Origin of the sequence: Cupriavidus sp. IDO (genome assembly GCF_000812465.1) — a bacterium.
GTDB lineage: Bacteria > Pseudomonadota > Gammaproteobacteria > Burkholderiales > Burkholderiaceae > Cupriavidus.
Genome location: NZ_JWMA01000156.1, coordinates 1 through 11,026 on the forward strand (window position 1 = coordinate 1; position 11,026 = coordinate 11,026).

At 64.1% G+C, this 11,026-nt stretch carries 9 protein-coding genes; 2 read left to right on the plus strand and 7 right to left on the minus strand.

Annotated elements, in window-relative coordinates:
• Positions 1 to 436: 436 nt before the first annotated feature.
• Complete coding sequence (locus RM96_RS29795; protein WP_082016783.1) at positions 437 to 1,279, plus strand: GNAT family N-acetyltransferase; 843 nt, start codon at positions 437 to 439, stop codon at positions 1,277 to 1,279.
• A 76-nt stretch (positions 1,280 to 1,355) separates the two neighbouring features.
• Here RM96_RS29795 and ppx read toward each other — a convergent pair whose 3' ends face one another.
• Complete coding sequence (ppx, locus tag RM96_RS29800; protein WP_039015341.1) at positions 1,356 to 2,888, minus strand: exopolyphosphatase; 1,533 nt, start codon at positions 2,886 to 2,888, stop codon at positions 1,356 to 1,358.
• Between the two features lie 149 nt (positions 2,889 to 3,037).
• Between ppx and ppk1 the strand changes: the two genes are divergently transcribed.
• Entirely contained in the window at positions 3,038 to 5,161 is a 2,124-nt protein-coding gene (gene ppk1, locus RM96_RS29805) for a polyphosphate kinase 1 (RefSeq protein WP_082016784.1), read from the plus strand.
• Between the two features lie 49 nt (positions 5,162 to 5,210).
• Here ppk1 and phoR read toward each other — a convergent pair whose 3' ends face one another.
• From phoR to pstC, 6 genes are all read right to left on the minus strand, one after another.
• Entirely contained in the window at positions 5,211 to 6,575 is a 1,365-nt protein-coding gene (gene phoR / locus RM96_RS29810) for a phosphate regulon sensor histidine kinase PhoR (RefSeq protein WP_039015342.1), read from the minus strand.
• 153 nt (positions 6,576 to 6,728) lie between these two features.
• Positions 6,729 to 7,436 (minus strand): phosphate regulon transcriptional regulator PhoB, encoded by a 708-nt coding sequence (gene phoB, locus RM96_RS29815; protein WP_039015343.1) that lies wholly within the window; start codon positions 7,434 to 7,436, stop codon positions 6,729 to 6,731.
• Between the two features lie 27 nt (positions 7,437 to 7,463).
• Positions 7,464 to 8,168, minus strand: a complete 705-nt coding sequence (gene phoU, locus RM96_RS29820; protein WP_039015344.1) for a phosphate signaling complex protein PhoU — start codon at positions 8,166 to 8,168, stop codon at positions 7,464 to 7,466.
• A gap of 56 nt (positions 8,169 to 8,224) precedes the next feature.
• On the minus strand, positions 8,225 to 9,013 hold the full coding sequence (gene pstB / locus RM96_RS29825) for a phosphate ABC transporter ATP-binding protein PstB (RefSeq protein ID WP_039015345.1): 789 nt from the start codon (positions 9,011 to 9,013) through the stop codon (positions 8,225 to 8,227).
• A gap of 55 nt (positions 9,014 to 9,068) precedes the next feature.
• On the minus strand, positions 9,069 to 9,974 hold the full coding sequence (gene pstA, locus RM96_RS29830) for a phosphate ABC transporter permease PstA (protein ID WP_039015346.1): 906 nt from the start codon (positions 9,972 to 9,974) through the stop codon (positions 9,069 to 9,071).
• Positions 9,971 to 10,936, minus strand: coding sequence for a phosphate ABC transporter permease PstC (gene pstC / locus RM96_RS29835; protein WP_039015347.1), 966 nt, complete (start codon positions 10,934 to 10,936; stop codon positions 9,971 to 9,973). The genes pstA and pstC overlap by 4 nt, the downstream gene beginning before the upstream one ends.
• Positions 10,937 to 11,026: the final 90 nt, after the last annotated feature.

An 11,026-nucleotide genomic window follows, 5' to 3' on the forward strand; every position in this document is an offset into this window, starting at 1 on the left:
TGGTGGGGCCCCCCGTTCCCGTTCACTCTCCCACCATGCCTGCTGGCTACTCGTTGACGGTTAGCGAGAGGCCGGGGCGCGTTCATTCCATCTTTTGGCGGCGGCCGGGGCTCGCGTGGAAACATAGCCGCCGAACAAATCGGAAAACGGCGATAGTTGCCAAAATCTCCACTCACTACAGTCGCTGGATTCGCCGGCATCGACCGGCAATTCCAGCCGCCAGCCCCGCCTGGCGCCGACCGCAGCTGCTTTGGAGATGCAAGGAATGCCTGGCACGCCCGCATGCCTAGTCCCCCGCCCCCCACCTGAAAGCAAACCGGAGGACGCCCCCTCGGCCACCGGCAGCGTCACGGAAGCGTCATCGCCGGTTCACGGCACTGTCACCCACGATAACTACATTGGCTCGCAGCAGTTTCGTCACCAAAAGGACACACTGATGCGAGACCTCCCGACGCCTACCCAGCCGCTCTTCGACTCTCTGCCCAATGGCCTCGGCGGCCAGACGGCGCGGAGGCGTCTTCATCGCCCATCGGATACACAGGCAAATGAATCGCCTGCTCTCAGCGTGGCGTGGGCGCGCCACCAGGACGAAATAGTCGAGGCGCAGCGACTGCGCTACAAGGTTTTTGCCGACGAAATGGGCGCACGACTCACGTCGAACGTGCCGGAGCTGGATGTCGACATGTTCGACGCCTACTGCGACCACCTGATCGTGCGCGACATGGCCACGCTCAAGGTCGTCGGCACCTACCGCGTGCTGCCCCCGCACCAGGCCAAGCGCATTGGCTGCCTGTATGCGGAATCGGAATTCGATCTCGTGCGCCTGTCGCACCTGCGCCCCAAGATGCTGGAACTGGGCCGCTCGTGCGTGCACCGTGACTACCGTTCCGGCAGCGTGATCATGGCGCTGTGGGGCGGACTGGGCGAGTACCTGCAGCGCTGGGGCATCGAATCGATGCTGGGCTGCGCGAGCGTGCCAATGAGCGATGGCGGCCACTACGCAGCCAGCCTCTACCGCCTTTTCGCCGAGCGCTCGCTCGCGCCGATCGAGTACCACGCCTTCCCGCGGCTGCCGCTGCCGGTGGAAGACCTGAACCAGCAACTCGACGTCGAGCCGCCCGCGCTGATCAAGGGCTACCTCCGGCTTGGCGCCCGCATCTGCGGCCTGCCCGCCTGGGACCCCGACTTCAACGTGGCAGACTTCCTGACGCTGCTGCGCGTGGGCGACATGAATCCGCGCTACGCGCGGCACTTCCTGGGGCTGAGCCGCCCGGCCTGAACCGGCCGGAAGCGCTGAGCGAAGCAAAACGGCGGCGCATTGGCCGCCGTTTTCTTATTGCCCACGCGGGCACGCGTCAGTCATACACGACCTTGTAGCGCTTGCCGATACGCTGCCACTCGTCGGACTCCTGCGCAAGGCTGTACTCGACGAGCGGATTCTCGTCGATCCACGCCTTGGGCAGGCGTACCTCGAAGCCCTCGTCGAGCGCATCCGAGCGCTGACTCACGCGAATTTCCGGCAAGGCCACTTCGGCGCGGCGACGGCACAGCACGAATGCCAGCCGCAGGCTGAACAGCATGCGCCAGTCAAGGAACTTCCCGCTGCCCGACAGCTTGCCAAGCTTGCCCGCATGTCCGAGCAGCAGCGTCGCCAGCCGCGCCTGGTCGGTCTTGGAAAAACCCGGCATGTCGGCGTGCGTGGCGATATAGGCCGAGTGCTTGTGATAGCCGCTGTGCGAGATCGACATGCCGATCTCATGCAGGCTCGCAGCCCAGCCCAGGAGGGCCAGGTTGTCTTCGCGCCGCTCATTGGCCGGCTCGGGAAACTGCGCCAGCAACGCCTGCGCGGCACGCTGCACGCGACTGGCCTGGGCACGGTCCACCGCGTAGCGGCGCGTGAACTGATCCACGGTGACGGTGCGCATGTCTTCGTGGTGGCTGCGGCCCAGAAGGTCATACAGCACGCCCAGGCGCAGCGCGCCGTCGGTCACGTCCATCCGGTCGATGTCGAGTTCTGCAAAGACGCCCAGCATGATCGACAGGCCGCCCGGCAGCACCGGAATTCGGTCCGCCTTCAGGCCGGTCAGCTTGACGCGATTGGTGTTCTCCGCCTTGATCAGTACGCGCTTGAGCCGCTCCAGACCCTCTCGCGTAATGCCGTGCTCGGACGGATTCTCGTTCATGCCGTTGAGCTCGATCAGCTCGGCAAGCGCCCGCGCCGTGCCCGACGAGCCCACCGCCTGCTGCCAGCCCGCAGCCCGGTACTGGCGCACCAGCACCTGGATCTCACGGCGTGCGGCCAGCTCGGCCTGCTTCATCGCGTACTCGTCGACATTGCCGCTCGGGAAGAACTGACGGCTGTGCGAGACGCAGCCGATATAAAGGCTTTCCATCAGCTTGGACTGATAGCCGCTGCCAATGATGAATTCCGTGGAGCCGCCGCCGATATCGACCACCAGCCGGTTGCCCTGGCATGCGGGCGCGTCGTGCGAGGCACCCAGATAGATCAGCCGCGCCTCTTCCCGTCCGGCGATGACTTCAATGGGGAATCCCAGCGCGCTCTCGGCCTCGATCAGGAATTCCGAGGCGTTCTTGGCCACGCGCAGTGTATTGGTCGCCACAGCACGCACGTGGCTGGGGGCGAAGTCGCGCAGGCGGTCGCCGAAGCGGCGCAGCGCGTCGATGCCGCGCCGCCGTGCGGGCTGATCGAGGTACTTGTCGGGTGTCAGCCCGGCGGCAAGCCGCACAGGCTCGCGCAGCGCGTCGACCTGGAAGATCTGGCTGGCCGGTCCGTTAGCGGTGGTGGTCTCGTCAACCCGCCCGATCATCAGGCGGAAGCTGTTCGACCCCATATCGACGGCGGCCAGCAAGCGAGGTGTGTCATTCATCGTGTACTTAGAGCTTGATCGCTGGAGTTAGGCGCGTTTGACAGGTGGCTGGGGCAGCCGGTCAGCCGTCGCCAGCCCTCTCAAAAATTATGTCCTCGTCATGTCCGCATCATGACAAAATCAAAGTGTCATAAAAGTGACACTAATCTATGAAAAAGTCGCCACATTACCAAAAGAAGGTCATGCTCATGTCGACGACTCCGTCCAGCACGCTGCTCAATCGCGAGCTGGGCATCCTGGAATTCAACGCCCGCGTACTGGCACAGGCCGCCGACTCCAAAGTCCCGCTGCTGGAAAGGTTGAAATTCATCTGTATCGTGTCCAGCAACCTGGACGAGTTCTTTGAAATCCGCATGGCCGGCCTCAAGGAACAAATGCGGGACAACGCCTCGGGGCTGACGCCCGACGGCCTCTCGTTCCAGCAGACCTACCAGCTTGTCACCGAGCGGACGCAACAGCTTGTTGCTTCGCAGTATGACATGCTGCAGAACGTGATTTTTCCACTGCTTGAAAAAGAAGGCGTCTTTTTTCACCTGACGACCACCTGGACCGATGCCCAGCGCGAATGGGCCTGCGACTTCTTCCAGCGCGAGCTTGGCCCGGTGCTGACGCCGATTGCACTGGATCCTGCCCACCCATTTCCGCGCGTACTCAACAAGAGCCTGAACTTCGTGGTCGAGCTGTCCGGCAAGGACGCCTTCGGCCGTGAAGCCGACCTGGCTATCGTGCAGGCGCCGCGCGCGCTGCCGCGCGTGGTGAAGATGCCTGAGAAGCTGTCTGGATACCCGTTTGGCTTTGTCATGCTGTCATCCTTCATGCAGGGGTTCGTGCACGAGCTGTTCCCCGCCATCGAAGTCCAGGGCTGCTACCAGTTCCGCGTCACGCGCAACTCGGACCTCTTTGTGTCCGAAGACGAGATCACCGACCTGCGCGAGGCGCTGCAGGGCGAGCTGCCGACGCGGCACTTCGGCGACACCGTGCGGCTGGAGATCTCGGCCGATACGCCCCCTCCCCTGGCACGCCGCCTGCTGCTGGAATCGGGCCTCGGCGAACAGGATCTGTACAGGGTCTCGGGACCGGTCAATCTGGTTCGCCTGATGCAGATCCCGGACCTGGTCGATCGCCCTGCCCTCAAATTCCCGCCGCACGTGCCGGCACCGGTCAAGGTATTTGCCAGCGGCGCACCGATGTTCGATGTCATCCGGCAGCAGGATGTGCTGCTGCATCATCCGTACGAGAGCTTTAGCTCCGTGCTGGACTTGCTGCAGCTGGCCGCCGCCGATCCGAACGTCGTGGCCATCAAGCAGACCGTCTACCGCACCGGCAACGAATCGCTGGTCATGGAGGCGCTGATGACCGCCGCGCGCAATGGCAAGGAAGTCACCGTGGTGGTGGAACTGCTGGCGCGCTTTGACGAAGAGACCAATATCAACTGGGCGGAGCGGCTGGAATCGGCCGGCGCCCATGTCATCTATGGCGTGGTCGGCCACAAGTGCCATGCCAAGATGCTGCTGATCGTCCGGCGCGAGCCTGCCGGCGCCAAGGCCAGGCAGGTCAAGCTGCGCCGCTATGCGCATCTCGGCACCGGCAATTACCATCCGCGCACAGCACGTCTATACACGGACTTCGGGCTGCTGACCGCCAATGAAGAAATCTGCGAAGACGTGCACCATGTGTTCCAGCTGCTGACGGGTACCGCCGGCACGATCCGGCTGAACCATCTGTGGCAGTCGCCGTTCACCATGCAGAGCAACCTGGTGGAGCACATCCGTGCCGAGGCGCGCAATGCGCGCGCGGGCAAGCCGGCGCGCATCATCGCCAAGATGAACGCCCTGCTGGAGCCCTCGATCATCGACGAGCTCTACAAGGCATCGCGCGCCGGCGTGAAGATCGACCTCATCGTGCGCGGTGTCTGCGCGCTGATGCCGGGCGTGCCGGGGATGTCGGAGAACATTTCGGTGCGCTCGATCATCGGCCGCTTCCTGGAGCATCACCGGGTCTACTATTTCCGCGCAGGTGGGGACGACGTGCTCTATCTCTCGAGCGCCGACTGGATGGACCGCAACCTGTTCCGCCGCGTCGAAGTTGCCTTCCCCGTACTGGACAAGGCGCTGAAGGCGCGGGTCATCAAGGAAAGCCTGCAGGTGCACCTGCGCGACAACGCCTCGGCCTGGATCATGCAGCCCGACGGCAACTACGAGCGCAAGCAGACCCGCGCCAAGCATCCGCACGTCAGCCAGAACGACCTGCTGACGATGTTCGGCAGCAACTGATGAGGAAGGCCGGCCTGCCCGGGCCGGCTGGTACCCGATATCCGGCGTATCAGGCAGCGCGCTTGGAAGGATCGAGCGGCAGCGGCATGGCCGTACCGCCCATGGCGGCTTCCACCGGCTGGCGAACGCTGCGATCGAGCGGGAAGATGATGCGAAAGACGCTGCCGCGGCCAACTTCGCTGGTGACGCGCAGGTCGGCGTGGTGGCGCGACAGCACGTGCTTGACGATGGCCAGCCCGAGCCCCGTGCCGCCAGTATCGCGCGAACGGCTGCGGTCCACGCGATAGAACCGCTCCGTCAGCCGCGGGATATGTTCGGCAGCAATGCCCAGGCCGGTATCGGCCACCGCAAACACCGCGTGCCCATCCTCCCATGACAGCCGGATCGTGATCCGCCCGCCTGCCGGCGTATAGCGCACGGCGTTTGACACCAGGTTGCCCAGCGCCGACAGCAGTTCGCTCTCGGATCCGCGCAAGCCCACCGAGGGATCGACTTCCGTCGCAATATGATGGCGCTCCTGCGACAGCGCCTCGGCGTCATGCACGAGGTGGGCCATCAGTGCGGGCACGTAAACCAGTTCCTGTCCTGGCGGCTGCGCGTCGCTCTCCAGCTTGGCCAGCGCGAGCAGGTCTTCGACGATGCTTTGCATGCGCATGGACTGCACCAGCATCATGTCGAGATAGCGCTTGCGGTCTTCCTCCGATACCGGCAAATCGCGCACGGTTTCCAGGAATCCGGTCAGCACGGTCAGCGGCGTCTTCAGTTCGTGTGACACGTTGGCGACAAAGTCGCGCCGCATCGCCTCGGTGTTCTCGAGCTTGGTGATGTCCTGCGTGATGACCAGCTTGCGGTTGTCGCCGTACGGCAGGATCTGCACCGCGATCACGCTGTGCTTGTGCTCGCCCATGTCGCGCATCAGCAGCGGATCGTCAAAGCGCTGGCGCGTCAGGTAGTGGACGAACTCGGGGCGGCGGATCAGATGGGTGATGCGCTGGCGCACATCGCGGCGTGCGCTCAGGCCGAAATGCTGCTCGGCGACGTCGTTGCACCATTCGATCTGGTCGGCGTCATCCAGCATCAGCACGCCGTTAGGCGAGGCCTGGATGGCCTGGATGAAGCGCGTATGCTGCTGCTCGACCTGCAGGACCTGCGTGCGCCAGCGCTTGACCAGGCGGTGCAGCCGGTAATACACCTCGCCCCACAGGCCCAGCGCACTGGGGATCTCGCCGTAGGCCGGTGCGTCCAGCACCTTCCACAGGCGGTCGATCTGATAGAGGTAATAGGCGAGCAGTCCCAGCAGCGAGACGCACATCAGTGCCAGCGCGGGCACTGGCCCGGCCAGGAAGTAGATTCCCGCCGAGGCCACCACCAGGCTGATGAGGATGGCCGCGGAACGGGCCCAGATGACATTCATGCGCAGGGAATTAACTCAGGCGTGCGGCCGCGGCCGCTGATATTGCAACGGAGTGTGCCACGAAATTCGCGAAGAAAGCGTGGCGCCCTGTCGGATGCTGACTTCAGGAAGGATGCCGCGGCGGGGCACAGTGCATTCCGCCGCAGCCCGGCATCAGTGGCTCGGTGTCCGCGCCAGCCTGTAGCCGCTGCCGCGGACGGTCTCGATCATGTTGCTGTAGCCGCCCGGCGTCAGCGCGGCGCGCAGGCGCTTGATGTGCACGTCCACCGTGCGCTCCTCGACGAAGACATGGTCACCCCAGACCTGATCGAGCAATTGGGAACGGCTATGCACGCGCTCCGGATGCGTCATCAGGAAGTGCAGCAAGCGGAACTCGGTCGGCCCCAGGTCAAGCTTGATCGGGCCGGCCTCGTCCTGGCCGGTCACGCGGTGCGTGGCGGGATCCAGCCGCAGGCCGTTGATGGCGACCACGTCGTCGGTCAGCTGTGGCGCGCGGCGGCGCAGCACGGCCTTGATGCGGGCCAGCAGCTCCTTTGGCGAGAACGGCTTGGTGACGTAGTCGTCCGCACCAGCTTCCAGGCCCATCACCTTGTCCTGCTCCTCGCTGCGCGCGGTGAGCATGATGATGGGAATCTGCTTGGTGCGGTCGTTGGCGCGCAGCTCCTTGGCGAAGGTCGCGCCTGACTTGCCCGGAAGCATCCAGTCGAGCAGCACCAGGTCGGGCAGTACATCGCTCATCAGCGAAAGCGCCTGCTCGGCGTTATAGGCCCGGATCGGATAGTGCCCCGCGTGCTGCAGGTTCACGGCGATCAGTTCGGCGATCGCCGGTTCGTCTTCGACAACGAGAATACTGCTTGGCATGTATAAGTTCTCCGCAGATGGCGCTGATCAGCTCAGCGCTTCGCGCTCCATGTCCTCGCGGGAAACATGGCGGACATCTGTGCCCTTTACGATGTAGATGATGAACTCCGCGATATTCTTGGCGTGGTCGCCGATCCGCTCGACCGCCTTGGCGATGAAGAGGAAATCCAGCGCCACCGAGATCGTACGCGGATCTTCCATCATGTAGGTGATCAGCTTGCGCACGAAGCCCCGGAATTCCTCGTCGATGGCCTTGTCGTCCTTGACGATGCGCGCGGCGGCAACCGTGTCCAGCCGGGCGAAGGCGTCCAGCGCCTGGCGCAGCAGGGTGATGGCCATCTCGCCGGACAGCTTGACCTCGGCATAGTTGATATTGTGCGCGGCCGAGTCTTCCATGATGTGCTTGGTCCGCTTGGCGATCTTCTCGGCCTCGTCCCCCGCACGCTCCAGGTTGGTGATGGTCTTGGAGATCGCCATCACCAGGCGCAGGTCGCGCGCGGTCGGCTGGCGGCGCGCGATGATGTTGCCGCAGTCGGCATCGATCTCGACTTCCATCGCGTTGAGCTGCTGCTCGCGCGTGATGACCTGGTCGGCCAGTTCGGCGTCGAAATCCGCCAGGGCCCGCATGGCGAGCTCGATCTGCGACTCCACCAGGCCGCCCATCTGCAGCAGCTTGGTGTTGATGGCGTTGAGGTCGGCATCGAATTGAGTCGAAAGGTGCTTGTCAGGCATGGTGTTCTCCTGGCCGCTGTTTGTATGCTACGCGTTCGTTGGGCAATCAGCCGAAATCAGCCAAACCGGCCGGTGATGTAGTCTTCCGTTTCCTTGCGGTGCGGCTTGATGAAGATCTTCTCGGTCTCGCCGAACTCGATCAGCTCGCCCAGGTACATATACGCCGTGTAGTCCGAGCAGCGGGCGGCCTGCTGCATGTTGTGGGTCACGATCACCACGGTGTACTCGTCCTTCAGTTCGGCAATCAGCTCTTCGATGCGGCCGGTGGAAATCGGGTCGAGTGCCGAGCAAGGCTCATCGAGCAGCAGCACTTCCGGGCGAATCGCAATGCCGCGCGCGATGCACAGGCGCTGCTGCTGGCCGCCGGACAGGCCGTAGCCAGACTGGTGCAGCTTGTCCTTGGCCTCGGTCCACAGCGCGGCCTTCGACAGCGCCCACTCCACGCGGTCGTCCATTTCCGAGCGCGAGAGCTTTTCGAACAGGCGCACGCCAAAAGCGATGTTGTCGTAGATCGACATCGGGAACGGCGTCGGCTTCTGGAACACCATGCCGACCTTGGCGCGCAGCAGTGCGATGTCCTGCTTGGCGGTCAGCAGGTTGTCGCCGTCCATGTTGATCTCGCCCTCGGCGCGTTGCTCCGGGTAGAGGGCGTACATCTTGTTGAAGGTACGCAGCAGCGTGGACTTGCCGCAGCCGGACGGGCCGATGAAAGCGGTCACCTTGCGGTCCGGGATCGACATGTTGATGTTCTTCAGGGCGTGGAACTGGCCGTAGAAGAAGTTCAGGTTGCGCACGTCGATCTTGGCGCGCACAGAGTCGGGAATGTCGATGACGGTCGAAGTCATGCTCGTTTCTCGCTTGGAGTTTGGGGGCCGGGCAATTCGTTGAACTGCGCGGCAATCATTTCTTGAACAGCATGCGCGCCAGGATATTGAGCGCCAGCACACCGATCGTAATCAGGAACACACCCGCCCAGGCCAGTTGCTGCCATTCCGTGAACGGGCTCATGGCGAAGCGGAAAATCGTCACCGGCAGATTGGCCATCGGCTTGTTCAGGTCGCTGGTCCAGAACTGGTTGGACAGCGCGGTGAACAGCAGCGGCGCGGTTTCGCCGGCGATCCGGGCCACCGCCAGCAGCACGCCGGTGACAATGCCCGCGTACGACGACTTGACCGTGATCGACAGCACCATCTTCCACTTGGGAGTACCCAGGGCGAAGGCCGCTTCGCGCAGGGCATTGGGCACCAGGTTCAGCATGTTCTCGGTGGTGCGGACCACGATCGGAATCTGAAGCAGCGCCAGCGCGCAAATCCCGGCCCAGCCGGAGAAATGCCCCATGCGGGTCACCACCAGCGCGTAGACGAACAGGCCGATCACGATCGACGGCGCCGACAGCAGGATGTCGTTGATAAAGCGGATCAGGCTGGCCAGCGGCGAAGTCTTGCCGTACTCGGCCAGGTAGATGCCCGCCAGGATGCCCAGCGGCGTGCCGAACAAGGTGGCCATGCCCACCATCACAAAGCTGCCGAAGATGGCATTGGCCAGACCGCCGCCGGCGGTGTTCGGCGCCGGCGTCATCTGCGTGAACAGGTCGAGCGACAGGCCGCCCACGCCCAGCGTGATCGTCGTCAGCAGGATCCAGGCCAGCCAGAACAGGCCGAAGGCCATGGCTGCCAGCGAGGCGCTCAGCGCGTAGACATTCATGCGGCGGCGGCGGCCCTGCAGGCGGGCGCGAACCGCGTCCGCATCCGGGCGCACTGCCGGAATCGATGTCGCGGAAGACACAGCGTGGCTAGTCTGGTTCATTTTGTACCCTCGTTCTTGGCCAGACGCAGCAGCAGGAGCTTGGACAGCGCCAGCACCACGAAGGTAATAAAGAACAGGATCAGGCCCAGCTCCATCAGCGCCGCGGTATGCAGGCCGGCTCCGGCTTCAGCAAACTCGTTGGCCAGGGCCGAAGTAATGCTGTTGCCCGGCGAGAACAGCGAGGGACTGTCAATCAGGTTGGTATTGCCGATCACGAAGGTGACCGCCATGGTTTCGCCCAGCGCGCGGCCAAGGCCGAGCATGACGCCGCCGATGACGCCGGCACGCGTATAGGGCAGCACTACGTTCCACATCACCTCCCAGGTGGTGCAGCCCACGCCGTAGGCGGACTCTTTCAGCAGCACCGGGGTGACTTCGAACACATCGCGCATCACGGACGCGATGTAGGGGATGATCATGATGGCAAGGATCACGCCGGCGCACAGCAGGCCGATGCCAAGCGGCGCGCCCTGGAACAGCTTGCCAACTACCGGCAGCTGGCCGACCGTGGCCGCCAGCGGCTTCTGGAAGTACTCGCCGAAGATCGGCGCAAACACTAGCAGGCCCCACATGCCGTAGACGATCGACGGCACTGCGGCCAGCAATTCGATGGCGGTGCCGAGTGGACGGCGCAGCCAGGCGGGCGACAGCTCGGTCAGGAACAGGGCGATGCCAAAGCTGACCGGCACTGCGATGATGAGTGCGATCAGCGAAGTCACGATGGTGCCGTAGATCGGCACGAGGGCGCCGTAGACATCGGCGGGAGGATCCCACTCGGCCGTCCACAGGAAGCGCGCGCCGAACGTCTGGATCGACGGCCACGCACTGATCGCCAGCGAGACGATAATGCCGCCCAGCAGGAGCAGCGTCACGATGGCGGCGCCGCGAGTCAAGCCGCCGAACAGGATGTCGCCAGTCCGGCTGGGAGGCCGCACAGCGGGGAAGTCGGACGAAGTCGCCATTGTGGAAGAAGGAATTCTTGGAACTCTGGGAATCGGATGGCAGCGGCAGCGCGCTGCCGGCCGGTTCGTCGGGGGGGCCCGGCCGGGGCC